Below are 24939 nucleotides of genomic sequence, written 5' to 3'. Positions count from 1 at the left end.
TCCTTAGGACCTCACGAACGGCGGCGAACGACGAAGCGGGCAACGTCCCGCATCAGATCGGCCTTGTCGCCGAAGGGATCGAGATGGCGACAGGCCTGTTCGGCCAGCATGTCCGCCTGGGATTTGGCGCGTTCGAGGCCCAGCAGCGACACGAAGGTCGCCTTGCCGGCATCGGCGTCCTTGTTGAGACGCTTGCCCACCTCGGCCACGTCACCCTCGACATCGAGGATGTCGTCGGCGATCTGGAAGGCCAGACCCAAATCATGGGCGTAATTGCGCAGCGCCAGCCGCAGCTCGCCATGGGCCTTGCCCAGGACGGCGCCGGCCTCGCACGAGAACGAGAACAGGCGGCCGGTCTTCAGCTGCTGCAGGCGGGTGATGCCGGCCACATCCAGGTCCAGGGTATGGGCCTGCAGGTCGATCATCTGGCCGCCGACCATGCCCTGGCCGCCCGAGGCGTGGGCCAGATCGGCCACCAGTTCGCAGCGCACCGCCGGGTCGGCGTGGGTGGCGGGGTTGACCAGAACCTCGAACGCCTTGGTCAGCAGGGCGTCGCCGGCCAGCAGGGCGGTGGCCTCGTCGAAGGCCTTGTGGCAGGTGGGGCGGCCGCGGCGCAGGTCGTCGTCGTCCATGCAGGGCAGGTCGTCGTGGACCAGCGAATAGCAGTGGATCATCTCGATGGCCGAGGCCACCCGGATGGCGGCGCTCTCGGCGACGTTGAACAGGCTGGCCGACTGCATCACCAGGAAGGGGCGCAGCCGCTTGCCGCCGTCCAGGGTGGCGTAGCGCATGGCCTCGTGAACCCTGGAATCCGGCGATTCGGAAACCGGCAATAAACGATCCAGCTCGGAATTGACGGCCTGGCTGACGATGGTCAGAGCCTCGGTGAGGCGCGGAGACATGGGAGAATCAGTCAATGGTTCACTCGATTTTCAAGGATCACACATTATCTGCGGCCTGAAGGGCCACGCTGCCGTCGGGACCCGATACGATCCGCTCGACCTTGGTTCGCGCCTCTTCCAACTTGGCCTCGCAATGCTTCTTCAGCAGCGCGCCGCGCTCGTAGGCGACAATGGAATCATCAAGGCGGCCTTTGCCTTCCTCCAGGCGGCGCACTATGAGGTCCAATTCGGCCAGGGCCTCTTCGAAACTCATGGCGGCGATGTCGGTCGGGATGTCTGCCATGGGAACTCGTGATTTAACAACCTGTATCGGGTCTTCCAACGAAGCGCGGAAGTTTACGGGCGTGTGTTCCTGAACGCAAGCGCCACTGCGAACGTTTTGAAAATACCGCAAGGCAGGCGTGAAATTTTTGAACCCTGGGTCCGAGGCCCTCAGGTTCCCGTCTTGGCCCAGCAGGCCAGCCAATGCATGGCCACCCCTCGCCCCTCGTCCAGCAAGAGCCTTCCCTCGTGCGGCGACAGCCGCGCAAGCTCGCGGTACTTCTCCGGATTTCGCGGGGTTTCCCGGATCATCTCCACCTCGTGGGTGGGCGACAACCGGCGGATCAGGGTGGGGGTGATGTTTCGATCGACGAAGTCGTGACATTCGATGAGCAGATCGCATCGAAGCAGTTCGGGAACGGCGTCCGGGTCGATCAACTGCAGTTCGGCGCCTTCGCAGTCGATGACCGCCAACGCCTGAGCCGAGGCCGAAAGGTGGCTGCGCAGTATGGCGTGGGTGCAGGCACCGGCGGTGATGAGCCGAGATCCGACGCCGTTGAGGTCCGCCGCCTCCCGGCACAGCCCCAGGGCCTCCTCGGAAATATCGTGGGCGAAGACCGTCGCCGCCGGCAGGCGAAGGGCCAGCCCCACGGCGTAGTAGCCTTCGGCGCATCCCACGTTGACCACCACGTCGGGGTGGCGGGCGAGGGCTCGTTCCACCGCCGGATGCAGTTCCTCCTCATAGCTGCCGAGCAGCTTGGCGATCAGGTCGCCGTCGTGTCCCCACCACGAAGACGGCCGCAGGTGCTGGCCGCGAAACGGTCCGCCGCGCACCTCCATTCCCAGGTCATCGACCAGGGCGGAGGTCAATCGACTGCGCAGGGCCAGTTCCTTCCGTGTCTGCATTTCGGATTGAAAGCCATCCACGATCCGAGCCACGGCGGGGTCGTCGGGCCATCTGCCCGCCATGGCCGCCACCAGCCGTCCGGCCTCTTCCGGGGCACCGGTTTCCCTCAGCAGCAGGGCGAGGTTGCAATAGGCCTCGCGGTAGTCAGGATCGATACCGACGGCCCGGCGCAGCAGGGGCAGGGCATCCGTCCGGCGGTTAAGCTCGATCAGGGTCATGGCAAGATTGTAAAGGCTGCGCGGATGATCGGGCTTGAGGCGCAGCACTTCGCGGAACTGCTCCGCCGCCGCTTCGAAGCGGCGCGTCAGGAACAGTTCGCCGCCCTTCTGGAAATGCGCCTTGGCCTCGGCGTCGGCGTCGCCCGCCGCTCCCGTGTCGGGGCTTCCCAGGCCGCATTCGGCCAGCAGGGCGGCATCGGCCTCGAGCCCCCGGCGCAGCATCTCCAGTTGCCAGTTGATCAGTTCGGAATGGCAGGCCAGCTTGATGAGCGCCTCGAATACCCGGCCCCCGGCGGTCACGGTGACGGTCCGCTTGGTCACGTCCTCGGAGCGGAACGAGGTGGCGTGCAGGATGCGTGCGGTAAATCCGGCATGGCTGACGCGGGGGCGGCCGTCTCCGGCCTCGATCCGGGCGTCGGCGATGTCGGCGGCGCACAGGTTCCATTCCGACTTGGTCAGCAACTGAAATCCGGCCGAGTGGGCCATCAGGTTGAGGGCGTTCTGGTCGAACAGGCCTTCATCGGGCATTCCGCGGCTCAGCCGCTCCCAGGCGTCCAGAAACTCCCGCGATGCGCAGGCGAAGAAGCCGGAATTGAGGTAATGGGTGCCGGGGAAGATGTTATGTGCCGGGGCCATGGCCTCGAAATGCGGTGCCGGGATCATGGCCAGCATCTGGGTGACGGTCGCGGGGTCGAGGCAGGCCGCCAGCGGCTTGCCGCTGTCCAGCAAGGCCTTCGCCTGGACCTCCATCGCGCCGGCGATAGGCGCCAGGGCGACCATGTCCGCATCCATCCAGACGATCACATCCCAGTCGAGGGCGGCCACATAGCGTCCGAGAGCGGTCTTGGCGCGCCAGGGATGAACGCCCACCATGTCGGAGGGCGTCTCCAGCAACAACTCCTTGCGGCGCAGGAACGCTCGTTGCGGCTCGGTCAGGCCGTAATCGCAGACATGGAGTCTAAGGCCGGGATCGGTGATGGCCAGCGAGGCGAACAGCGGGAACAGGATATGGAAATAGTTCGAATCGACGCCGGTGACGTAACGGATGGCGGCCATGGGGGTTACAGCCCCATCAGGGCGCGGACGTGCTCGCGGGCGCTGGCGGCCAGGGCACGCAGGTCGTAGCCGCCTTCCAGCAGCGAAACCACCCGGTTGCCGGCGGTCTCCTCCGCCACCTGCAGCAACTGCCGGGTCACCCAGCCGAAATCGGCGGTGGTGAGCCGCAGATGGGCCAGGGGGTCGGCGGCATGGGCGTCGAAGCCGGCCGAGATGATCAGGAAATCGGGGGCGTATTCGCGCAGGCGCGGCATCAGCACGTCGGAGAACGCCATGCGGTAGTCGTCGGAGCCGGTGCCGGCCGGCAGCGGCACGTTGACCATGATGCCCTTGCCGCCGGTCTCGTCGGCCAGACCGGTATTGGGATAGGCGTGTTCCTGATGGGTGGAGGCATAGAGCATGCCCGGTTCGTCCCACAGGATATGCTGGGTGCCGTTGCCGTGATGCACGTCGATGTCGACGATGGCCACCCGCTTGAAGCCGTGAACCTCGCGGGCGTGCAGCGCCGCGATGGCGGCGTTGTTGAAGAAGCAGAAGCCCATGGCGTTGTCGCGCTCGGCATGGTGGCCCGGCGGCCGGGTGGCGCAGAAGCAGTTGCGCACCTCGCCCTTGGCCACGGCGTCCACCGCCGCGACGCCGGCCCCGGCGGAGCGCAACGCCGCCTCGCCCGAATAGCGGGACAGGATGGTGTCGGGGTCCAGATGATGGTGGCCGTCGTTGTCGGGCACCGAGTCCAGCACGTAGTCGATATGGCTGAGCGGATGAGCCCGCATCAGTTGTTCCATGGTGGCGTGCGGCGCCTCGTCGCGCAGCAGCATCATGAACTCCTCGCTCTCCAAGGCGGCGAGGACGGCCTTGATGCGATCGGCGCATTCGGGGTGATAATCGCCCGTGTCATGCTGCAGACAGACGGGGTGCGTGAACAGCAACGTTGTCATTCTGGCTAGGACGTCCCGAGTTTATATAAATTTTCTGTATTCTCGGGGAAAGGGGGGGCAATTTCCATCCCTGATTTTTGCATGGGACGGCGGCGTATGAGCGCAAAAAAGCGGGTCGATCAATTACTGGTGGATCGGGGATTGGTGGAGAGCCGTGCCAGGGCGCAGGCCCTGGTCATGGCCGGACTGGTCTATAGCGGCGACCGGCGGGTGGACAAGCCGGGTACCGCGTTGCCCGAGGATTGCGCCCTGGAGCTCAAGGGCCAGGACCATCCCTGGGTATCGCGCGGCGGCCTGAAGCTGGCCAAGGCGCTGGAGGCCTTCGCCCTCGATCCGGCGGGTAAGGTGGCCATCGACGTGGGCGCCTCGACCGGCGGCTTCACCGACGTGCTGCTGACCCATGGGGCCGCCAGGGTCTATGCCGTGGATGTCGGCCACGGGCAATTGGCCTGGAAGCTGCGCAGCGATTCCCGCGTGGTGGTGCTGGAGCGCACCAATGCCCGCCACCTGACGGCGGAGCAGATTCCCGAGCCGGTGGACATGGTGGTGTGCGACGCCAGCTTCATCGGGCTGGAGACGGTGCTGCCCGCCGCCCTGGCCCTGGTGCGCCCCGGTGCCTGGCTGGCGGCGCTGATCAAGCCGCAATTCGAGGTGGGCAAGGGGCGGGTGGGCAAGGGCGGCGTGGTGCGCGAGCCCGAACTGCACGCCGAGGTGTGCGAGCGCATCCATGCCTGGTTGGGCGGCTTGCCCGGCTGGCGGGTGGAGGGCATCACCGAAAGTCCCATCCTGGGGCCCGAGGGCAACAAGGAATTCCTCATCGTCGGACGGTTCGAGGGCGCTCCATGTGCTCCCGCTTCGAACTGAAGGCCGATCCCGCCGCCCTGATGCGGCGCTTCGGCCTGACCGTTCCGCCGCCTTGGCCGTTAGGGGCGGAGCGGCGCCCCACCGATCCCGTCCTGGTGATCGGCAAAGACGGCGGCGACCTGCTGCCATGGGGGCTGACGGTGGAGTGGCAGGCGGCTTTGCTGATCAATGCGCGGGCCGAGACCCTGGCCGTCAAGCCGACCTTCCGGCCGCTGCTGGCCGGCGGGCGGGTGCTGATCCCGGCCTCGGCGTGGTGGGAGTGGCAGGTGGCGGGGCGGGGCCGGCTGAAGACCCGGCTGGCCCTGGCGGGCGAGCCCCTGTTCGCCCTGGCGGGCCTGAGCGACGGGCGGCGGGTGGTGATCGTCACCTGCGCGCCGGCCGACGATCTGGCAGCGGTGCACGACCGCATGCCGGTGGTGCTGCCCCCGGAGGCGGAGGCCGCCTGGATCGACGGTGCCCGGCCGTTCGACGCGGTCGCGCCGCTGCTGCGGCCCCATGCCGGGCCGTTCACCATCACCGCCGAGCCCGGCAAGCCCTCCGCCCAGGGCGACCTGTTCGGCTGACGGCGATCAGATCATGGCGTGTTCGCGCCGGAACTGCTCGAGCCCATGCGCCCACTCGCCGCGGCGATCCTTGTGATGGATGGCGGCGGCTTCCACCTCCTCGGCCAGGATGGCGGCGACCTTGATGCAGCCCTCCTCGGCCTCGAGGACGGTTTCCGCCCACTCGGCGACGATGATCAGAGGCAGATGCTCGTGACAGGCGACGGCGTCCAGTTGCTCGGCCGTCAATCCGCTGAAGGCGATACAGTCTTCCAGGCTCAACATGGCAGACCTCCCCTTGCTCCGGGACCGGATAAGCAAACAGACTACCACAGATTGCCCGAAAAGGGGCGTGCGACCCGGGCGTGGCCGGTCTGCGTACCTTACCGGTGAAGCCACGGCAGGCCGCCGAGGACGACGATCTCGGGCAGCCGGAACGACGGCGGTGCCAGGTTACGCAGGCGGACGATGCGCTCCTCGGTGGTAGGATGGGTGCGGACCAGCCGCAGCCAACCGAGCGGCGACAGGGTGCCGTGATCCCGGCTAAGGCGGGTTAGGGCCGAAATTAGGGCTTCGGGAGAGCCGCAAAGCTCGGCCGCTCCGGCATCGGCGGCGAATTCGCGGGTGCGCGACAGACTGAGGCGCAGCAGATCGCAGCCGACGGGGGCCAGGACCAGGGCACCTACCACCCAAAGGTCGGGCAAGGCATTCGCCGCCATCATATCAGGCCAGAAGAAGACAAGCAGGATCAGGGTGGCGGCTACCAGGGTATGGGTGAGATGGCCGGCGGCGTCGGCCAGCCGCAACAGCTTGAGGTCACCTGCCCGGATATGGGCGATTTCGTGGGCGAGGATTGCCACCACTTCGTCTGGCGGAAGGAGGGCGAGCGCACCCTCCGACAGGGCGACGGCGCAGTGGCGGCCCCAGCCGGTCGACAGGGCGAGGATGGCGCGAGACGGGATGATGAGAAGGGGGGGGACCGCCGCCAATCCTGCCCGGCGGCACAATTCCGCATGCCCCCGCCACAGGCCGGGGGCCGCCGCTACCGGCAACGGTACCGCCCGGTACAGGGCCCGCAGCATGGCCACGGAGTTGTGCGGGTTGACAGCCAGGGCCAGACCGGCCGCCGCCAGGGCGGCGACAACGCCTGATCCGCCGGCCAGCAGCCAGCCGGCAAGGGACATCAGCAGGGCCATCGCCATCAGGATGAGACCTGTGTCGCGGCGGTTGCGCCGCAACTGGTCTTGTAATGATCGACGGTCCAGCATGGCGATGGCCCATGGAAGCGGGGCGCATCCCGGATGGAATGCGCCCCGCGTGATGACGCTACTTGGTGGCGATGGGGATCTTGCGTCCCGTTTCCTTCGGCCGTTCGACCTTGGGCAGGGTGACGGTGAGCACGCCGTTCTCGTACTTGGCCTCGGTGGCGGTCTCGTCCACGTCGCCCACGGCCACCGCGCGTTCGAAGTGGCCGAACCAGCGTTCGGACACCACGCCGTGGTCGGTCTTTTCCTCGGTTTCGGTCTTCTTCTCGCCCTTGAGGGTGAGGATACCGTCATGCAGGCTCAATTCCACATCCTCGGCGCCCAGGCCGGGCAGTTCGGCGATGACGCGCACCGCCTTCTCCTCGTCACGCACTTCCAGGCTGGGGAAGCGGTGACCGGCGAAAACGGTCGGCGCATCGAAGCCGTGCCAGAGGTCGTCGAACATGCGGTTGATACCGCGCTGAAGCGCGAAGAACGGGTCCATGCGCCCCTCACGCGGGGCCACCGGCATGTGGCTCTTGGGAATCATCGTGCGGTTCATGGCAGTCCTCCATCGGAAGGTTGCGCGTCCGCATGCCGCCTTGCCTGGGACGGGTGAAAGGCTGCCGATGGCCGGCTCGACGCCGTGGCCCTGGAAAGGGGTCGGCATACACCCGCGCCCGCTTTGCGGCACGCGCAGGGAAGGCTTCGTTCGAACGCCTTTCCCCAGTAATGAATGTAAGGTGGAATTCCCCTTCGTCAATGTGGCTTTATTCATTCAAATCAGTCGATTGGGTATATCGGCCATGAGCGCGGTGAATGGGTTCGACGATTGTTACCAAAGGTTAATCGCGGCGAAATGCTGCGGTAACCTCGGGCCTGCCATGATCCGCTTCATCAGGTTGGAGACGGTGGTCGGCGGCAAGTTTGCGCTCCTCGCCAAAGCCTCTCGAACCCGGCGGAATTCGAACTCCCCGCCGACTCTGGCGTGCCGCTTTGTCCCCCCGAGTGGCACCGTCAAACGACCGGCAGCGTCCCCCCGTTGCCGGACACCGGAAAAAGGCCCCCGCGTCCTCCCCCCTGGCGCGGGGGCTTTTCCGTGAGGGGCGTTGATTGTATGGTCCCCGCACAACAAGGTTATTGGACACATGCGCATCCTTCTGATCGAGGACGACAGCGAAGCGGCGGCCTACATGGCCAAGGGCCTGCGTGAGGCCGGCCACGTGGTCGACCACGCCGCCACCGGCACCGACGGTCTGTTCCTGGCCACCTCCGAACGCTGGGACGCCATGATCATCGACCGCATGCTGCCCGGCCTGGACGGTCTGGCCATCATCCAGGCGCTGCGTGCCGCCGGCAACACCACGCCGGTCCTGGTGCTGTCGGCGCTGGGCAAGGTGGACGACCGGGTGAGGGGGCTCAAGGCCGGCGGCGACGACTATCTGGTCAAGCCCTACGCCTTCGCCGAATTGTTGGCCCGTATCGAGGCGCTGTCGCGCCGGGTGTCCACCGCCCAGCCGGAAACCCGCCTCAAGGTCGAGGATCTGGAGATGGACCTGCTGGCCCGCACGGTGGTGCGCGGCGGACAGGAAATCGACCTGCAGCCGCGCGAGTTCCGGCTGCTGGAATACCTCATGCGCCATGCCGGCCAGGTGGTGACCCGCACCATGCTGCTGGAAAACGTCTGGGAGTATCATTTCGATCCCCAGACCAACCTGATCGACGTGCACATCAGCCGGTTGCGCCAGAAGGTGGACAAGGATTTCGATCTGCCGCTGATCCATACGGTTCGCGGCGCCGGATATACCCTTCGTGCGGCCCGCTAGCCTTCTCCGCACCACCACGTTCCGGTTGGCGCTGAGCTATCTCGGTATCTTCACGGTCTCCGCCATCGCGCTGCTGGCGCTGGTGTCGTGGAGCACCACCATGTTCATCGAGTGGCAGGTGCAGGAAACGGTGGAGGCCGAGGCCACCGGCCTGTCCGAGGTCTATCACTCGCGCGAGCTGGGCGGTCTGGCCGAGATCATCGGTAGCCGCATGCGCCAGGACATCGAGGGCCGCAACACCTACCTGCTGATGGGCCATTCGGGCCATCTCCTGGCCGGCAACATCAAATCCTGGCCGGCCGAGGTGTCCAGCCAGTTGGGCTGGGTGCGCTTCCGCCTGCTGCCGCTGGGCAGCGTGGGGCAGGGGGTGGAGGTGCTGGCCCATGTCTACGAACTGGCCGACGGCTACCGTCTGCTGGTCGGGCGCTCGCTGGCCGACGCCAAGCGGGTGAAGTCGGCCATCAACCGGGCGCTGGGCTGGGGTCTGGCGCTGACCATCCTGCTGGGCGTGGTGGGCGGCTACTTCACCAGCCGCCACCTGCTGCAGCGGGTCGAGGAGATGAGCCGCACGGCGCGGCGCATTTTCGGCGGCGACATGAGCCAGCGCATGCAGCTTTCCGGGACCGACGACGAGTTCGATTCCCTGGCCGAGAGCTTCAACGAGATGATGGACGAACTGGAGCGCCTGCTGGAGGGCATCCGCACCGTCTCGGACAACATCGCCCACGACCTGCGCACGCCGCTCAACCGCCTGCGCTCGCGCATCGACCTGACGCTGCTGGGCTCCCCCGATTGCGACGGCTACCGCCGCACGCTGGAGGAAACCCTGGCCGAGGCCGACCATCTGCTGGCCACCTTCAACGCCATCCTGACCATCTCCCACGCCGAATCGGCGGCTCGTCTCGACCGCTTCGAGAGCATCGACCCCGCCACCCTGGCCGCCGACGTGGTGGAACTCTACGAGCCCCTGGCCGAGGAGAAGGGCATCCGTCTCCATTGCGTGGCGGATACCGGCCTGACCTTGACGGTCGACCGCCATCTGCTGTTCCAGGCGCTGGCCAATCTGGTCGACAACGCGGTCAAGTACACGCCTTCCGGCGGCGAGGTCTCGGTTTCCGTGGTGGGAGCCGCCGCCTCGGTGACGGTGTCGGTGGCCGACAGCGGTCCCGGCATCCCGGAAGAGGCGCGCGACAGCGTGCTGGAACGTTTCGTCCGCCTGGACGCCACCCGCTCGACGCCGGGCAACGGTCTGGGACTGTCGCTGGTCCAGGCGGTGGCGCGGCTGCACGGCGCCCGCCTGTCGCTGGACGACAATCAGCCGGGGTTGGTGGTGCGGATGGAATTCGCCCTCAAAGATCGCCCGGCTTGAACCGCAGCAGCATGCGCCGGGGCCAGGGCTTGCCGTCGTCGGGCGGCAATTGCAGCGGCTGGGCCATGCGCAGCGCCAGCAGGAAGGTTTCCAGCATCCGCCGGTTGGTGCCGTCGGGCAGGGTGGAATAGCCCTTGATCACCGCATCGGGATTCCACGGCGCGTCCTTGTGCATGGGGCCGGACAGGGTGCCGTCGCGATTGACGACCAGGGTCGCCGACAAGACGATGTTGCTTCCCCGCAGCGACGCAGCGTTGAAGTGCCACATGCGCAGTACCTGGGCCAGAACCTTGTCCTGGGCGCTTTGAGCGAGGTCGCCGGCCGCCGGGGCGGCATGCGAGAACGGGCCGGTATCCGACGACAGGCCCGGCGTCGGCATGGCCGGCTCGGGCCGGGCGGAGGGGCGGGGCGCCGTCGACTTCTCCGCCAGGGGGGCGGATTGCAATTGCGGCCGCTGCACCGGCAGGGGCGGTTGGGGGGCCGGCTGGATCTTTGGCGGCGGCGGCGGCTCCGGCGGTGGCGGCGGCGGCGGCGGCGGGGGCTGGGGTACGGGGGGGCGCTTGGGCGGCTCGGCCACCACCTCGACCTCCATGGTCCGTTCCTCCCGCTGGGGCAGCAGGGCCGACAGATCGCTTATCTGCAGGGCCAGGGTGACCAGCAGGTGCAACAGGGCCGACAGGGCAAGGGCGGCTATCTCCCGCCGGTTCATGGTCTGGGAATGCATCAGGGCTTTTCCGCTCGGCAGGCGGGGATTTGCCAGATCAGGGCGAGCAGGGTCAAGAGGGTCGGCACGCCCAGCCCCACCGCCCAGGCGACGGGCGGCCAGCGTCCATCCACCTTGTCCCATAGGCCGATCAGGGCGCCCAGACCCCACTGGATGGTGAAGGCGGCCACGAAGATGGTCAGGTTGAGGCTGGTGTTGACCCGTCCGGCCAGCCGCAGGGGAAAGCGCCGGGTCAGCACGGCGTAATTGATGGAGCACGCCGTGCCGGTCAGGCCGTAGAACGCCGCCAGGGCCAGGGGAGCCGCGCTCCAGCCCATGGCCATGGCGCCCAGGGCGGCCACATGCAGGCCCATACCGATGGCGCCCTGGGTGACGGGGGGAATGCCCGCCTTTTCCAGCTTTTCCGCCATGGCGCCCACCGACAGATAGCCGAGAGCCATGGCAGCGGCCATCACCGTCAGGCCGGTCGCGGTTTGGTCGGGGGTGAAGCCGGCGACGTCGCGCAGCCAGGGCCCGGCCCACAGCCCCTGAATGGACATGAAGCCCCCCATGGACAGCATGGTGGCCGGCGCTACCCGCCAGAAGCCGGGGTCACGGTAGATTTCCGCCACCTCGGCGATCTGGACCCGCAATCCCCCGGCTCCGGCCGGCTGGGGACGGTCGGGGACGGTCAGCCACAGGAAGCTGGCGGCGCCGAGGGTCAGGACCGCCACGCCGGCATAGACGCCGCGCCAGTCGGTCATGTGCAGTGCGGCCTGGACCGGGGCGGTGGCGGCGATGGCCCCCAGTCCGCCGGCCCCCAGGATGGTGCCGTTCATCAGGGGAATGCGCGGCGGGGGAAAGAACTGGACGTTGGCCTTCAGCGCCGCCATCAGGCAGGACGACACGCCGAATCCGACCAGGGCGCGGCCCAGCACCAGGGCCGGTACCGAGTCCGCCAGGGAGAAGACGAAGGCGCCGGCGGCGGCGAAGCACAGCAGGATGCTTTCCACCCGGCGGGGGCCGAAGCGGTCGAGCAGGATGCCCAGCGGCAATTGCGCGGCGGCGAAGGTCATGAAGTAGATGCCGGTCATCAGGCCGATGTCGGAGCCGTCCAGATGGATGGCGCGGCCGATCTCGGGGGCCAGCACCGCGTTCACCGTCCGGTACAGGTATGACAGGAAATACCCTGCCGCAAAGGGCAGGACCACTCGCCCCAACATGGCGGACGCGGCAGGCGGGGCGGACGAGGGCAATGCTTGGATCCTTGGGTCAGCGGAATTCCCCATGGAAAACCGCAGCCGGGGGAGGGAGCAACTGAAAAATTTTGCAAGGCACTATGCGGTTTCTCCACTGACCATCGGATATCCGCAATCGACAGTCACACCCCCGGACGGGTAGGAACCCCGTAGTTACCGCACCCCATCGAGGACCAAGCCGATGAAGCGCCTGACCGGTCACCTGTATTTCTGGGTTCTGCTCGCCATCTTCGCCGGCGGTACCCTCGGCTATTTTTATCCGGATGCCGGCGTCAGCCTGAAGCCCCTGGGTGACGGTTTCATCTCGCTGGTCAAGATGCTGATCAGCCCGGTGATCTTCTGTACCGTGGTGCTGGGCATCGCCGGGGCCGGCGACATGAAGAAGGTCGGCCGGGTCGGCGGCAAGGCGCTGCTGTACTTCGAGGTGGTATCCACCTTCGCCCTGGTCATCGGTCTGATCGTCATGACCGTCCTGCGGCCCGGTGACGGCTTCCACGCCGACCCGGCCGCCCTGGACGCCAAGGCGGTGGCCAAGTACGCCAAGGCCGCCACCGAGCAGAGCACCGTCGACTTCATCTTGCACATCATCCCCAAGACCCTGGTGGACGCCTTTACCGGCGGCGGCGACCTGCTGCAGGTGCTGCTGGTGGCGATCCTGTTCGGCTATGCCATGACCCGCATGGGGCGGGCCGGCCAGGGCGTGCACATGTTCATCGAGGAATGCTCGCACATCTTCTTCGCCATGATGAATACCATCATGAAGGTCGCCCCCCTGGGCGCCGGCGGCGCCATGGCCTTCACCATCGGCAAGTACGGCGTGGCCGCGCTGAAGCCGCTGGCGGCGCTGATGGGCAGCTTCTACCTGACCTGTTTCCTGTTCGTGGCCGTGGTGCTGGGCATCGTCGCCATGCTGGTCGGCTTCAACATCTTCAAGTTCATCATCTACATCAAGGAGGAGCTGCTGACCGTGCTCGGCACCTCGTCCTCGGAATCGGCCCTGGTGCCGCTGATGAAGAAGCTGGAGGCCATGGGCTGTTCCAAGTCGGTGGTCGGTCTGGTGGTTCCGTCGGGCTATTCCTTCAATCTGGACGGCACCAACATCTACCTGACCATGGCGGCCCTGTTCGTCGCCCAGGCCCTGGACATCGAACTGACCTTCACCCAGCAGATCACCCTGCTCGGCGTGGCCATGCTGACCTCCAAGGGCGCGTCGGGCGTCACCGGTGCCGGCTTCATCACCCTGGCCGCCACCCTGGCGGTGGTTCCCTCGGTGCCGGTGGCCGGTCTGGCGCTGATCCTGGGTATCGACCGCTTCATGTCCGAGGCTCGGGCGCTGACCAATTTCGTCGGCAACGGCGTCGCCGCCGTGGTGGTCTCCAAGTGGGAAAAGGAACTGGACCACGACAAGATGAGGGAAGTCCTGGGTTAGGTCGTCCCCCCTTTCCCCAGGACCGAAACGGGCCCGTTCAGCCGACGCTGGACGGGCCCGATTCCGTCAGAAGGTCGGCATGGTCGGCGCCGATGATGTGCCGGGCCAGCCAGTCCGACAGTTCCACGATGATTTCCTGCCGGACGCTGGGAGCGTCGTCCTTCTGCCAATGGGCGCGAAGGCGGGCGACGGTATCGCGGAATTCCGCGTGCAGGCCCCGGTGCCGGTCGAGGCGGGGATGGCTGGTTTCCGCCATCATCCGCTCTTCCAGGGCGAAATGGGCCGCGACGTGATGCTCGAGGATCTTGATCTGGGTATCGACCAGATCGTGGTCGCAATATCCCCGCGACAGGGTGGCAAGCACCTCGAACAGGGTCCGATGTTCGGCATCCAACCGGGGATGCCCCATCTCGTAATCGCTATTCCACTCCAAGAGAATATTCTCTCTGTCCCGGAGAAGTCCGGGGCGGAGAATATCCCTCTTGAAGGGAATATCAATGATCGCGTCTAAAATGCATATGTAAAAAGACGTGTTTCTACCTATTCGGCGGCCAGGGTGGGACGGGCCAGGGCGAGACCCGGCCAGGCCCGCGCTCCGGCGGCCCGGTATTGCGGCGGATAGCTCATCTCGGCCCCCAGCACCTGGGCGGCATGCCAGACCCAGCGGGGATTGTCGAGGAAGCCGCGCCCGATGGCGATCAGGTCGGCCGATCCGTCGGCCATTGCGGCCTCGGCCTGTTGCGGCGTGGCGATCAGGCCGACGGCGCGGGTGGGAACTCCCGCCTCGCGGCGGATGCGCGCCGCCAGATCGATCTGGTAGCCGGGGCCGATGGGAATTTTGGCATAGGACACCAGCCCGCCCGACGAGACGCAGACATAGTCGATGCCGGCTTCCTTGAAGGCCTTGGCGTAGACCACCGCCTGATCGGCGTCCCAGCCGCCCTCGACCCAGTCGGTGGCGCTGATGCGCAGGCCCAGCGGCTTGTCGGCGGGCCAGACGGCGCGGACCGCCCGGATGACCTCCAGGGGGAAGCGCATGCGGTTTTCCAGGCTGCCGCCGTATTCGTCGTCGCGCCGGTTGGACAGCGGCGACAGGAACTGGTGCAGCAGATAGCCATGGGCCGAGTGCAGCTCGATGAGGTCGAAGCCGACGCGCAAGGCGCGCCGGGCGGCATCGACGAAGGCCTGCTTCAGGTGATCAAGGTCGTCGCGGGTCGCCGCCTTGGGGGCCGGCCAGCCCTCGTCGAAGGGCAGGGCGGAGGCGGAAATGGTCGGCCAGCCGTCGGGCGAGAACTTGCCGCCTTCCCACGGCGGGGCGGAGCCGCCCTTGCGGCCGGCATGGGCCAATTGCACGCCGATGGCGCCGCCGCCGCCGAAGCTTTTCAGGGCGGCGACCAGCCGGGTGAACCCGGCCTCGGTGGCGTCGTCATAAAGGCCGAGGCAGTTGGGCGAGATACGGCCTTCCGGCGTCACGCCGGTGGCCTCGATCACCACCATGCCGGGGCCCGAGGCGGCCAGGCTGCCGTAATGCATCAGGTGCCAGTCCTGGGGCACGCCGTTCACGGCCGAGTACTGGCACATGGGAGCGACGGCCACGCGGTTGGGGACGGTGAGGCCGCGCAGTGAAAGCGGCCGGAAGAGATGGGGCTGGGTCATGCGGGCCTCTGAAGGCTAGGGGAGAGGTGGGCTTGGATGATGATCTCGGCGCACGCGGCCACCGAGGCGGAGGGGCCGTCGGCCCCCATGGTGTTGCCGGCGGAATAGGCGCCTTCCAGCAGCAGCATCAACTGGTCGGTCAACGGCTTGGGCTGAGCCAGTCCCAGCCCCTCCACCAGGGCCGAGAGGCGGCCTCGCAGCTCCTCCATGTGGCGGGCCACCACGTGGCGGCCGGGATGGGCGTGGTCGGGGAACTCCACCGACATGTTGACGAAGGGGCAGCCGCGGTACTGGGTGCCCGAGGTGCGCTTGGCAACCGCCTCGAACAGGGCGCGCAACTGACGGCGCGGCTCGTCGGGATGGCGGGCCATTACCGAGTCCCACCAGTCCCAGTACATCTTGTCGCGCATCTCCAGGAAGGCGGCGATCAGGTCGTCCTTGGAGGGGAAGGCGCGGTACAGGCTCATCTTGGCGACGCCGGCCCGCTCGATCACCGTGTCGATACCGATGGCGCGGATGCCTTCGCGGTAGAACAGGTCGTTGGCGGCGGCCAGGATGCGGTCGCGGGCGCAGGGCTTATCGGCGGGTTCGGTCATCTTATGGCGGAGGTCAGTGGGTTGTTGCGGTTGACATGATACAGACCTGTCTGTATTAGTCAAATGATACAGACTTGTCTACCTCATTTTCGGAGCAAGCCCATGTCCGAGACCGCCCGCCCCACCCGTCTGCACTACGGCTGGATCGCCGCCGGTTTGACCTTCGTCACCTTGCTGGTGGCGGCGGGCATCCGCTCGGCGCCCGGCGTGATGATGGTGCCGGTGGAGGCCGAATTCGGCTGGAGCCGCGCCACCATTTCCTTCGCGGTGTCGGTCAATCTGGTGCTCTACGGCCTGATGGCGCCGTTCGCGGCGGCGGTGATGGACCGTATCGGCATCCGCCGCACCATGGCGCTGGCCCTGGGCGTGCTGGCGCTCGGCGTGGCGGCCACCACCTTGATGCGGACGCCCTGGCACATGGTGCTGCTGTGGGGCGTGGTGGTGGGCGGCGGTTCCGGCACCATCGCCCTGGTGCTGGGTGCCACGGTGGTGACCCGCTGGTTCGATGCCTATCGCGGCACGGTGATGGGGCTGCTGTCGGCGGCCACCGCCACCGGCCAGCTGATCTTCCTGCCCCAGATGGCCATGCTGGTCGAGCGTTGGGGCTGGCGCGAGGCGGTGCTGCTGATCGCCGCCGCCGCCGCCGTCTTCGCTCCGGTGATCTGGGTGTTCATGCGCGACCGCCCCGCCGACCTGGGGCTGTGGCCGGTGGGCGCCACCAGCGCTCCGCCGCCGGCCATCCGGGCCGGCAATCCGGCGGTGGCGGCGATCATGGCGCTGAGGGAAGGCATGCGCTCGCGGGATTTCTGGCTGTTGGCGGGAACCTTCTTCGTCTGCGGCCTGTCCACCAACGGCCTGATCGGCACCCACCTGATCTCGGCCTGTTTCGATCACGGCATTCCCGAGGTCAAGGCCGCCGGGTTGCTGGCCGCCATGGGAGTCTTCGACATCGTCGGCACCACCGCTTCGGGCTGGCTGTCGGACCGCTGGGATTCGCGCAAGCTGCTGTTCTGGTATTACGGCCTGCGCGGCCTGTCGCTGATCTTCCTCGATCTCGCCTTCGGGCCGGACGTGTTCGGGCTGTGGCTGTTCGCAGTGTTCTACGGCCTGGACTGGATCGCCACCGTGCCGCCCACCGTCAAGCTGACCACCCAGGCCTTCGGGCGGGAAAAGGCCGGCGTGATGTTCGGCTGGATTTTCGCCGCCCACCAGTTGGGGGCGGCCACCGCCGCCTTCGCCGCCGGAATGATCCGCACCGATCTCGGCGATTACTGGCTGGCCTTCGTGCTGTCGGGCCTGGCCTGTCTGGTAGCGGCAGCCATGTCGCTGATGATCGGGCGCAAGCTGGGGCCGCAGCCGGTGGCGGAAGGAGCGGCGGCATGACCCATTATCTCGAGGACCTGACACCCGGACGGGTGTTCTCCTCGCCGGCCTACGAGGTGACGGTGGCCGACATCAAGGGCTTCGCCGCCGACTGGGACCCGCAGCATTTCCATCTGGACGAGGATTCCGCCCGGGACTCGTTCTTTGCCGGACTGGCGGCCTCGGGCTGGCATACGGCGGCGGCCACCATGCGCCTGATGGTGACCAGCGAGTTGCGATTGCCGCTGGGCATCATCGGCAGCGGGCTGGACTACCTGAAATGGCACCGGCCGGTGCGTCCCGGCGACGTGCTGACCGCCCGCATCGAGGTGGTGGAGACCCGCGAGATGCGCTCCAAGCCCGGCCTGGGGCTGGCCCGTTTCCGGGTCGAGACCCTGGATGCGGCGGGTGAGCCGGTGCAGACCCTGGAGACCCAACTGGTGGTGCCGACCCGGGCCGGGGCTGGACAACAGGCTTGAAAATGATCAGGTTTCCCGGAAGAGGAGTTCCGGGGATGATCATGCGCCGACTTGCCGTTGCCTTTTGCATTCTGCTGGTTCCCCAGGCGGCCCTCGCCTGGCCGAAATGGCTGAGTTTCGGAAGCGAGCCCAAGGTCGCCGCTCTTCCGGCCAGGCCGCCGGCTCTCGATTTCAGCGATAAGGCCAAGGCCGGGGATTGCGCCATCACCTTCGACGACGGGCCGGGGCCGCATACGGAATCCCTGCTCGACCTGCTGGCGGTCCACAAGGTCAAGGCGACCTTTTTCGTGCTGGGCCAGCATGCCCGCCGCTATCCCGACCTGATCCGGCGCATGGTGGCCGAGGGCCACGAGGTGGAGAACCATTCCTGGGACCACCCCGACATGCGCAAGCTGGACGAGGCGGCCCGGCACAAGGAGATCGAGGATACCCTGGCCGAGTTGAAGAGCCTGGGCGCCACTCCCCGTTACTTCCGCCCGCCCTACGGGGCCTATGATCCGGCCCTGGTCAGTCTCGCTCACCAGGATGGGCTGGAAGTGGTGCTGTGGTCGCGCGACAGCGAGGATTGGCGCTATCACACGGTCAGCGCTATCGAGGGGAACATCCTACCGGTGGGCCAAGGGGCGCACGGCATCTTCCTGTTCCACGACATCCACGACAGCACCATCGCCGCCATGGGAGGCGTGCTGGACGATCTGGGCTCCAGGGGCTGCCGTTTCGTCACCGTCGGGCAGTTCCAGACCGACAACCCGGCCAGGAAGCGGGATTAGACTCCCGCCCGGCCGATGGCGGTCCAGTAGCGGTAAAGGTCTTCCCGGCTGCCGGCGAAGACCGAGCGGTCGCAGCGGTCGACGCCTCTGACCTCGCGGGCGCGGTCGCGGAAGGGGCCGCCGGTATTGGCGTCGTCGCCGGCATATTGCCACAGGCGCCAACCCCGTGTTTCCCAGGATCGGGGCAGTTCCGGCTCGTAGCGATAATCGGCCAGCCACAGATCGCAGGCGGCCAGCGCCGTGCCGGGAAGGATCGGCCCGCCCAGGGAGGCGCTTCCCCTGGGGCCGGGCAGGATCTCGCCGTCGGCCCAGGCGGGATGGGTATAGAGCAGCGGCAGGCGGCCGGTGGTTTCGGCGATTTCGCGCACGAACTCCTCGGCCGCATCGAGACGCATGGTGTTGCCGGGGGCGCGTTCATTCAGCTCCAGGTCCAGAACCAGCAGGGTGGCGGGATCGGGCCGGGCGGCGGCCAGGAACATCCGGGCCTGGGCGCGGCCGGGATGCTGTCCGGTGCCGAAATGGTAGGCGCCCCACAGCAGGCCGGCACCCATGGCTTCGGCGCGGCGCTCCTCGTAGCGGGGGTCCTGCCAGTCGCCTTCGCTGGCCTTGTGGATCACCGCCAGCACGCCGCTGGCCTCGCGGGCGGCGGCGAAGCTCTTTACCCCGTTGGCGTGGTGCAGGTCGATAATGGCGTTGAGCCCGACCAGGGCCGGCTCGTCCACCATGCCGGGGGTGGCCTTGGGGCGGGGCGGACGGGCCATGCGGGCCGGCTCGCCGGCGCAGGCGGCCAGCCCCAGGGCGAGGCCGGAGGACAGCAGGGCGCGCCGCGTGATCATTCGTCTTTCTTCACGGGAGCGGCCTTGGGCTTCCAGGCCGAGACGGTGACCGGCTTGCCGTTCTGGGAGCGCATCATGCGGGGTTTGAGCACCTGATCGATGGAATCCACCGCCGAGGCCGGCTTGTTGCGGGCGGCGGCCTCGTCGGAATAGTACTTCACCATGTCGGCGAAGGGGATTTCCTCGTTCTGGCCCTTGGCCATGGCCAGGGCGACGGGGGCGTGCTCGGCGATCTTCTTGGTCAGCTGGTCGGCGGTGTAGGGGCCGTAGCGCCGCCAGATGCCGTCGAGGAAATGGCGCACCTGATCGCTGAGCGCGTTGCCCTCGATCATGTGCGGCCGTCCGAAGGCCAGGGCGTGGAACACCGTCGGCTCCACCGGCCCGAAGGCGTCGGTGACGAAGGTGGCGGGCATCAGCTTGCGGCCGTGATAGGCCACGGCGAAATAGGCCTGCGACAGATAGAGCAGGCGGTGCAGCTTCTGCGGCTGGATGTACTCGCGATCGTTCAGCGCCTGATCGGAGATCCAGAACACCACGTCGAGAGAGGATTTAACGGCAATGGGCATCGGGACCGGTTTCCTTGAAGCGATGCCGATGATAGCGTCGTCGGGTGCGCAAATCAAAGGAGCGAGCCCATGCGCGTCGCGTTCATGCTGAACGGCCGGAAGGTGGAGGCGGAGATCGAGCCCCGCACCCTGCTGGTCACGCTGCTGCGCGAAAGCTTCGGGCTGACCGGCACCCATGTGGGCTGCGATACCGGCCAGTGCGGCGCCTGCACCATCCATCTGGACGGCCGCGCCGCCAAATCCTGTCTGATCCTGGCGGCCCAGGCCGACGGGCGCCGGGTTCTGACCATCGAGGGCGTGGCCACCGAGGGGGCGGATGGGGGCGAAAATCTGCACCCGCTGCAGGCCGCCTTCCGCGACCGCCACGCCCTGCAATGCGGCTTCTGCACGCCGGGCATGGTGATGAGCGGCCTGGATCTGGTCGCCCACCTGGACAGCCCCGACGAGGCGGCCATCCGTCACGGCCTGGATGGCAATCTGTGCCGCTGCACCGGCTATCGCCCCATCGTCGAGGCCATCGCCCAGACTATCCGGGAGAAGGGCTGATGTTTCCCTTCGACTATCTCCGTCCGCAAAGTCTCGCCGAGGCCGTGGCGGCCCATGACGGCCTGGAGCGGCGCTATCTGGCCGGCGGCCAGAGCCTGCTGGCGGCCCTGAAGCTGCGCCTCGCCCAGCCCACCGCCCTGATCGACGTGGCCCGCCTGCCGGAATTGTCGGGAATCGACATCGAGCCGGGCCGGCTGGTGGTGGGGGCGGCGACCACCCATGCGGCCTTGGCGGAGTGCCGCGAGATTGCCGCCCTGGCCCGGCTGGCCGGCTCCATCGGCGATCTGCAGGTCCGTAACATGGGAACCCTGGGCGGGGCGCTGGCCAATGCCGACCCGGCCAGCGACCACGCGGCGGGGGTGCTGGGGCTGGGGGCGGACATCCATACCGACCGGCGGATCATCGCCGCCGACGATTTCTTCCTCGGCATGTTCGAGACGGCGCTGGAACCCGGCGAACTGATCGTGTCGGTCAGCTATCCCCGGCCGCGCCGCGCCGGCTATGCCAAGGTGCGCAATCCCGCCTCGGGCTATCCGGTGGCCGGGGTGTTCGTCGCCGAGACGGACGAGGGGGTGCGGGTGGCGGTGACCGGGGCGGCATCGTATGCGTTCCGCCTGACGGACTTCGAGACGGCTTTGGCCCAGGATTATTCACCGACCGCCCTGGAGGGGCTGAGCGTTCCCGCCGACGAACTCAGCCGCGACCTGCATGCCAGTGCCGAATACCGTGCCGCGCTGATCCCCGTCCTGGCGCGCCGCGCCCTCGGTCAGGAGGGCGAAGAATGAGTCTGGCCGGGTTGGTGCTGGCGGCGGGACGGGCCAGCCGCATGGGCGGCGACAAGCGCCTGATGCGGGTGGAAGGGCGCTCCATGCTCGACCGCGCAATCGAGGCGGCCCTGGCCGGCGGCCTGTCGCCGGTTTTGGTGGTCACCGGACCGGAGGCGCAGCCCCATCTGCCGGCCGGGGTGATCCGGGTGGTCAATCCCGATCCCTCGCGGGGGATGGCCTCGTCCCTGGCGGCCGGAGTGGCGGCCTTGCCCGCCGGGGCCGAGGGCGTGATGGTGCTGCTGGCCGATATGCCCAGGGTAACGGCCGGGCACGTGGCCGCCCTGGCGGCGGCGTTCCGGCCGGATGGCATCTGCGTCCCGGTGTTCCAGGGACGGCGGGGCAATCCCGTGCTGCTGGCGCGGCGCTACTTTGCGGAAATCCAAGGCTTGACCGGCGACAAGGGCGCCAGGGGCCTGATCGCCGAGCATGCCGAGGCGGTTGCCGAGGTCGTGGTGGCCGACGACGGAATCCTGATCGACGTGGATACGCCCGAGGCCTTGCGGGCATTGGGGGGAGACACATGAGCCAGACCATTCGCGAAGCCTTTCCCGCCTTGGCCCGGCCGGGCTTCCACTACCTGGACAGCGCCGCCATGGCGCAGATTCCGGGCCTGGTCTCCGAGGCGGTGACCCACCACAACCGCACCGCCCGTTCCAATGTGCGGCGCGGCCTGCACGAGATGGCCCAGCGCGCCGATGCCGCCTATGACGGCGCCCGTGCCGCGGTGGGCCGTTTCCTCAACGCTCCGGCCGAGGAGGTGGTGTTCACCGCCGGCTGCACCCTGGCGCTCAACATGGCGGCCTGGGGGCTGGGGCGGACTCTGGGGCCGGGCGACGAGGTGGTGGTCAGCCGGCTGGAACACCATTCCTCCTGCCTGCCGTGGATGGCCCTGGCCAAGGAGCGGGGCTTCGGCCTGCGCTGGCTGCCGGTCACCCCGGACGGGCGGCTGGACCTCTCCGGTCTCGGCGCCGTGGTCACGCCGCGCTGCAAGGTGGTGGTGGCGACCCATGCCTCCAATGTCAGCGGCGCGGTCAGCGATCTGCCCCGGCTGGCCGAGGCGGCCCATGGAGTGGGCGCCCGGCTGGTGGTGGACGGTGCCCAGATGGTGCCGCACGGCCGCGTCGATCCCCGCGCCCTGGGAGCCGATCTTTACGCCTTCGCCGGGCACAAGGCCTATGGCCCCACGGGTATCGGGGTGCTGTGGGGGCGGGCGGAAATTCTCGACGGCATGGCGCCGCTGGTGGTGGGTGGCGGCATGGTCGGTACGGTGGGCGACGATGATTTCACCTGGGGCGAGCCGCCCCACCGCTTCGAGGCGGGTACTCCGCCGGTGGCCCAGGCGGTGGGGCTGGCCGCCGCCCTGGACTGGATGAGCGGCCTGGATTGGCAGGCGGTGCATCAGCAGGAAGCGGCCCTGACCTGGCACCTGTTGGATGGGCTGCGTTCCATGGCGGGGGTGAGGATCGTCGGGCCGCTGGGCCTCGAGGCCCGCGTGCCGGTGGTGTCCTTCACGGCGGAGGGCTGCCATCCCCACGACCTGTCGCATCTGCTGGCCGAGCGCGGCGTGGCGGTGCGCGGCGGCGCCCATTGCGCCCGGCCGCTGATGAGCGTGCTGGGGCTGGAGGAGGGGACCTTGCGCGCCTCGCTGGCTCCTTACACCAACCGGGATGACGTGGACGCCCTGCTGCGGGGATTGGCCGAGGCGGTGAAGGTGCTGCGATGAGTGATGATCTGTACGGTGCGGCCATCAAGGAACTGGCCGCCAGGGAACCGGCGGTGCTGGACGGCGCCGATGCCAGCGTTACCCTCGACAATCCCCTGTGCGGCGACCGGGTCAGTTTGGATGTCGCGCTGGAGGGCGGCCGGGTGACGGCGTCGGGCCACCGGGTCAAGGGCTGCCTGCTGTGCAAGGCCGCCGCCGCGCTGGCGGAGGAAAGGGCGGTCGGCCTGGAGGCCGATGACGCCGCCCGACTGCTCGATCAGGTCTCGGGCATGCTGAAGACGGGGGCCGATCCGGCCTTTCCCGCCCTGGCGGTCTTTTTGCCGGTACGGCCGCACAAGAGCCGCCACGCCTGCGTCCTGCTGCCCTTCAAGGCCCTGGTCAAGGCGACCAAGGGAGGGTGAGGGGACTTCAGACCATGATGCCGATGCTGGCCAGGGTCTTGGTCAGCAGGAGCATCTTGCGGTCCCGTTCCTCTCCCGAGGCGGTGCCCAGGTAGTCGGTCAGGAAGCCGCCGTCGCGCAGATAGCCGTTCAGGATCTGGCGGACCGCATCCATGTTGCCGCCGTCGATGAAGGTTCCCTTGCGGGAGAGGTCCAGCAGGGTCAGGACTTTCTGGGCCGGACCGCCGCCCTTCTTGTCGATCTGCTCGAACAGGCGGGAATTCTTCAGCAACTGGGTTTGCGCCGCCTCCACCTGGGCCGCGAACGCCACCTTGTCGCCGTCGGGCAGCCACGAGGCCTTGATCGTCCGGTGGATGCCGGTCAAGGTCTGCAGTTTGGGCACCGGGGGCTCCTGGCCCGCCACCACGCGCGGTATGAAATCCTTGTCGCCGAAATAGTGCTCGATGAAGGTCTTCAGCATGGCCCGGTTGCCCTGGCCCACCGCCACCGTGCTCAACTGCATCAGGAAGGCGTAACGGTCGGCCACCACCTTGCGCTCGCGCAGCAGGTCGGTGACGCCTTCCTTGTTGAGGTGGCGGGCCTGGCGGCGTTCCAGCGAGATCAGCGCCTTGCCGCCGCCGATCAGGGTGGTCCCGATCCACATGCGCTTGAACAGGTCGAACAGGGCGAAAATCTCGATCTCGGGCTCGGCCGAGCGCAGCGGCATCTTGCTGGCCAGGGTGCGCAGCAGGGAATATTCCACCGAGGCCTTGCAATTGGGAGCCGAGCCGTCGGAAATCATGGCGGCGATGGTCTCGACCACCGGATGGGCGGTATCGCGCTGCTTCCACTCGCCCTTCCAAAGATCGGCGAGGTCGTTGCAGCGCTCCTCCAGCGTCTCGCACAGGCCCAGCATCTGGTCCAGCGCCGGATCGCTCTTCAGGCATTCGGACAGAACCTGCTCGACATGGCGGTTCTCGTCCTTGCCTTTGGTCAGCGCGAACATCTTCACCAGGACGGCGATCTTGTCCTTCCATACCTTATGGGAGAACAGAATCTCGGTCAGGGCACGGTTGGCCGCGTAATTGTTCTCCGCCGGACTTCCCTTCAGGCCGGCACAGTAGGCGGAGAAGCTTTCCGGCGTGACGGCGGGTGGCGGCTTGTCCTTGTCGTCGTCCCACGCCTTCTTCATGCCGGCGCTGATCAGGGCGTTGAGGTCGCGCAGCCGCTGGGCCGCGCTCTCGCCCCTGGTCTTGGCCTGCAGGGTGGCGATCTTGTCGACGGCGTTCATCATGATACGGCCGGTATCGCTGAGACGCTTCTGGTACTTGGCCGAGAACACCAGTTCCGTCGGCGTGATGACCAGGGATTCCGTGAAATTGGTCAGGAAGCGGCCGATGAGATCGCGCGACCCGGGGGAGTAGAAATCCTCGAGCTTGGCGCAGTAGGCGCCTTCCAGCAGAGCTTCCGGCGCCGCCTCAAGATCGTCTCTGATCGGTGATGCCATCGAATGATAACCCGCTGCCCGTTTGCTAGTCCCTCGCCCCCGCCATCATTATCGTCGAGGTCTCGCGGCATCAAATGATTTTTGCAATTGAACCAAGATGGGCAAGATGGGATCGGGTGATTACTTATATATTAGAGCCAACTATCCTCAGGGAAGAATTCCGGGTTGCTGTC

General features: G+C 67.5%; 28 protein-coding genes. 13 read left to right on the top strand and 15 right to left on the bottom strand.

Features of this window, described 5'->3' with window-relative positions; translation table 11 throughout:
• Positions 1 to 11 precede the first annotated feature (11 nt).
• The 4 genes from CP958_RS12710 to CP958_RS12695 all read right to left on the bottom strand — a co-directional run bounded on the left by CP958_RS12710 (position 12) and on the right by CP958_RS12695 (position 4282).
• Positions 12 to 902 (bottom strand): polyprenyl synthetase family protein, encoded by an 891-nt coding sequence (locus CP958_RS12710; protein ID WP_096702313.1) that lies wholly within the window; start codon positions 900 to 902, stop codon positions 12 to 14.
• Positions 903 to 939: 37 nt separating this feature from the next.
• A complete protein-coding gene (locus CP958_RS12705) occupies positions 940 to 1185 on the bottom strand; it encodes an exodeoxyribonuclease VII small subunit (RefSeq protein WP_096702312.1) in 246 nt (81 codons plus the stop codon).
• A gap of 149 nt (positions 1186 to 1334) precedes the next feature.
• Entirely contained in the window at positions 1335 to 3344 is a 2010-nt protein-coding gene (locus tag CP958_RS12700; RefSeq protein WP_096702311.1) for a tetratricopeptide repeat protein, read from the bottom strand.
• Between the two features lie 5 nt (positions 3345 to 3349).
• Positions 3350 to 4282, bottom strand: coding sequence for a histone deacetylase family protein (locus CP958_RS12695; RefSeq protein WP_096702310.1), 933 nt, complete (start codon positions 4280 to 4282; stop codon positions 3350 to 3352).
• A 96-nt stretch (positions 4283 to 4378) separates the two neighbouring features.
• On the opposite strand from CP958_RS12695, the gene CP958_RS12690 reads away from it, so the two are divergent.
• The gene (locus CP958_RS12690; protein ID WP_096702309.1) at positions 4379 to 5146 is read left to right on the top strand and encodes a TlyA family RNA methyltransferase; all 768 of its coding nucleotides are present in this window, start codon (positions 4379 to 4381) and stop codon (positions 5144 to 5146) included.
• The gene (locus CP958_RS12685) at positions 5125 to 5709 is read left to right on the top strand and encodes an SOS response-associated peptidase (RefSeq protein WP_096702308.1); all 585 of its coding nucleotides are present in this window, start codon (positions 5125 to 5127) and stop codon (positions 5707 to 5709) included. Before CP958_RS12690 ends, CP958_RS12685 begins: the two co-directional genes overlap by 22 nt.
• 6 nt (positions 5710 to 5715) lie before the next feature.
• Here the strand turns inward: CP958_RS12685 and CP958_RS12680 are convergent, their stop codons facing one another.
• The 3 genes from CP958_RS12680 to CP958_RS12670 all read right to left on the bottom strand — a co-directional run bounded on the left by CP958_RS12680 (position 5716) and on the right by CP958_RS12670 (position 7494).
• The gene (locus tag CP958_RS12680) at positions 5716 to 5973 is read right to left on the bottom strand and encodes a hypothetical protein (protein ID WP_096702307.1); all 258 of its coding nucleotides are present in this window, start codon (positions 5971 to 5973) and stop codon (positions 5716 to 5718) included.
• Positions 5974 to 6071: 98 nt separating this feature from the next.
• A complete protein-coding gene (locus CP958_RS12675) occupies positions 6072 to 6956 on the bottom strand; it encodes a M48 family metalloprotease (RefSeq protein ID WP_141400504.1) in 885 nt (294 codons plus the stop codon).
• A gap of 58 nt (positions 6957 to 7014) precedes the next feature.
• A complete protein-coding gene (locus tag CP958_RS12670; protein WP_170958957.1) occupies positions 7015 to 7494 on the bottom strand; it encodes an Hsp20/alpha crystallin family protein in 480 nt (159 codons plus the stop codon).
• 586 nt (positions 7495 to 8080) lie between these two features.
• Here CP958_RS12670 and CP958_RS12660 point away from each other — a divergent pair.
• Together CP958_RS12660 and CP958_RS12655 are read left to right on the top strand one after the other, a co-directional pair.
• Positions 8081 to 8758, top strand: a complete 678-nt coding sequence (locus CP958_RS12660; protein ID WP_096702303.1) for a response regulator transcription factor — start codon at positions 8081 to 8083, stop codon at positions 8756 to 8758.
• A complete protein-coding gene (locus CP958_RS12655; RefSeq protein ID WP_096702302.1) occupies positions 8745 to 10127 on the top strand; it encodes an ATP-binding protein in 1383 nt (460 codons plus the stop codon). The genes CP958_RS12660 and CP958_RS12655 overlap by 14 nt, the downstream gene beginning before the upstream one ends.
• On the opposite strand, the gene CP958_RS12650 is transcribed toward CP958_RS12655, so the two are convergent.
• Together CP958_RS12650 and CP958_RS12645 are read right to left on the bottom strand one after the other, a co-directional pair.
• Complete coding sequence (locus tag CP958_RS12650; RefSeq protein WP_096702301.1) at positions 10108 to 10851, bottom strand: energy transducer TonB; 744 nt, start codon at positions 10849 to 10851, stop codon at positions 10108 to 10110. The genes CP958_RS12655 and CP958_RS12650 overlap by 20 nt on opposite strands.
• Positions 10851 to 12041, bottom strand: a complete 1191-nt coding sequence (locus CP958_RS12645) for an MFS transporter (RefSeq protein ID WP_242442876.1) — start codon at positions 12039 to 12041, stop codon at positions 10851 to 10853. Before CP958_RS12645 ends, CP958_RS12650 begins: the two co-directional genes overlap by 1 nt.
• 229 nt (positions 12042 to 12270) lie before the next feature.
• Here CP958_RS12645 and CP958_RS12640 point away from each other — a divergent pair, with 229 nt between their 5' ends.
• Positions 12271 to 13518 (top strand): dicarboxylate/amino acid:cation symporter, encoded by a 1248-nt coding sequence (locus CP958_RS12640; RefSeq protein ID WP_096702299.1) that lies wholly within the window; start codon positions 12271 to 12273, stop codon positions 13516 to 13518.
• 37 nt (positions 13519 to 13555) lie between these two features.
• Here the strand turns inward: CP958_RS12640 and CP958_RS12635 are convergent, their stop codons facing one another.
• From CP958_RS12635 to CP958_RS12625, 3 genes are all read right to left on the bottom strand, one after another.
• Positions 13556 to 13951, bottom strand: a complete 396-nt coding sequence (locus CP958_RS12635; protein ID WP_141400503.1) for a hemerythrin domain-containing protein — start codon at positions 13949 to 13951, stop codon at positions 13556 to 13558.
• A gap of 107 nt (positions 13952 to 14058) precedes the next feature.
• Positions 14059 to 15174, bottom strand: coding sequence for an NADH:flavin oxidoreductase/NADH oxidase (locus CP958_RS12630; RefSeq protein ID WP_096702297.1), 1116 nt, complete (start codon positions 15172 to 15174; stop codon positions 14059 to 14061).
• Positions 15171 to 15770 (bottom strand): TetR/AcrR family transcriptional regulator, encoded by a 600-nt coding sequence (locus CP958_RS12625; protein WP_096702296.1) that lies wholly within the window; start codon positions 15768 to 15770, stop codon positions 15171 to 15173. Before CP958_RS12625 ends, CP958_RS12630 begins: the two co-directional genes overlap by 4 nt.
• 102 nt (positions 15771 to 15872) lie before the next feature.
• Between CP958_RS12625 and CP958_RS12620 the strand changes: the two genes are divergently transcribed.
• From CP958_RS12620 to CP958_RS12610, 3 genes are read left to right on the top strand one after another with little or no spacing between them, the layout of a single operon-like run.
• Complete coding sequence (locus CP958_RS12620; RefSeq protein ID WP_096702295.1) at positions 15873 to 17153, top strand: MFS transporter; 1281 nt, start codon at positions 15873 to 15875, stop codon at positions 17151 to 17153.
• The gene (locus tag CP958_RS12615; protein WP_096702294.1) at positions 17150 to 17611 is read left to right on the top strand and encodes a MaoC family dehydratase; all 462 of its coding nucleotides are present in this window, start codon (positions 17150 to 17152) and stop codon (positions 17609 to 17611) included. Before CP958_RS12620 ends, CP958_RS12615 begins: the two co-directional genes overlap by 4 nt.
• Positions 17612 to 17646: 35 nt before the next feature.
• A complete protein-coding gene (locus tag CP958_RS12610) occupies positions 17647 to 18381 on the top strand; it encodes a polysaccharide deacetylase family protein (protein ID WP_170958956.1) in 735 nt (244 codons plus the stop codon).
• Here the strand turns inward: CP958_RS12610 and CP958_RS12605 are convergent.
• Both CP958_RS12605 and CP958_RS12600 read right to left on the bottom strand, forming a co-directional pair.
• Positions 18378 to 19217, bottom strand: a complete 840-nt coding sequence (locus CP958_RS12605) for a glycoside hydrolase family 25 protein (protein WP_242442875.1) — start codon at positions 19215 to 19217, stop codon at positions 18378 to 18380. The genes CP958_RS12610 and CP958_RS12605 overlap by 4 nt on opposite strands.
• On the bottom strand, positions 19214 to 19783 hold the full coding sequence (locus CP958_RS12600; protein WP_096702292.1) for a type II toxin-antitoxin system antitoxin SocA domain-containing protein: 570 nt from the start codon (positions 19781 to 19783) through the stop codon (positions 19214 to 19216). Before CP958_RS12600 ends, CP958_RS12605 begins: the two co-directional genes overlap by 4 nt.
• Positions 19784 to 19852: 69 nt before the next feature.
• Between CP958_RS12600 and CP958_RS12595 the strand changes: the two genes are divergently transcribed.
• From CP958_RS12595 to CP958_RS12575, 5 genes are read left to right on the top strand one after another with little or no spacing between them, the layout of a single operon-like run.
• Complete coding sequence (locus CP958_RS12595; protein ID WP_096702291.1) at positions 19853 to 20329, top strand: (2Fe-2S)-binding protein; 477 nt, start codon at positions 19853 to 19855, stop codon at positions 20327 to 20329.
• Positions 20329 to 21114, top strand: a complete 786-nt coding sequence (locus CP958_RS12590; protein ID WP_096702290.1) for an FAD binding domain-containing protein — start codon at positions 20329 to 20331, stop codon at positions 21112 to 21114. Before CP958_RS12595 ends, CP958_RS12590 begins: the two co-directional genes overlap by 1 nt.
• Positions 21111 to 21680 carry a nucleotidyltransferase family protein gene (locus CP958_RS12585; protein ID WP_096702289.1) on the top strand — a complete coding sequence of 190 codons (570 nt, stop codon included), beginning with the start codon at positions 21111 to 21113 and terminating at the stop codon, positions 21678 to 21680. The genes CP958_RS12590 and CP958_RS12585 overlap by 4 nt, the downstream gene beginning before the upstream one ends.
• Positions 21677 to 22879, top strand: coding sequence for a cysteine desulfurase (locus CP958_RS12580; protein WP_096702288.1), 1203 nt, complete (start codon positions 21677 to 21679; stop codon positions 22877 to 22879). The genes CP958_RS12585 and CP958_RS12580 overlap by 4 nt, the downstream gene beginning before the upstream one ends.
• Positions 22876 to 23280 carry an iron-sulfur cluster assembly scaffold protein gene (locus CP958_RS12575; protein ID WP_096702287.1) on the top strand — a complete coding sequence of 135 codons (405 nt, stop codon included), beginning with the start codon at positions 22876 to 22878 and terminating at the stop codon, positions 23278 to 23280. Before CP958_RS12580 ends, CP958_RS12575 begins: the two co-directional genes overlap by 4 nt.
• 7 nt (positions 23281 to 23287) lie before the next feature.
• Here the strand turns inward: CP958_RS12575 and CP958_RS12570 are convergent, their stop codons facing one another.
• The gene (locus tag CP958_RS12570; RefSeq protein WP_096702286.1) at positions 23288 to 24766 is read right to left on the bottom strand and encodes a hypothetical protein; all 1479 of its coding nucleotides are present in this window, start codon (positions 24764 to 24766) and stop codon (positions 23288 to 23290) included.
• Between the last annotated feature and the right edge of the window lie 173 nt (positions 24767 to 24939).

Source organism: Magnetospirillum sp. 15-1 (assembly GCF_900184795.1).
Classification (GTDB): Bacteria; Pseudomonadota; Alphaproteobacteria; order Rhodospirillales; family Magnetospirillaceae; genus Phaeospirillum.
The sequence above is the reverse complement of the archived record's forward strand: the minus strand, read 5'-3'. Positions and strand labels throughout refer to the sequence as shown.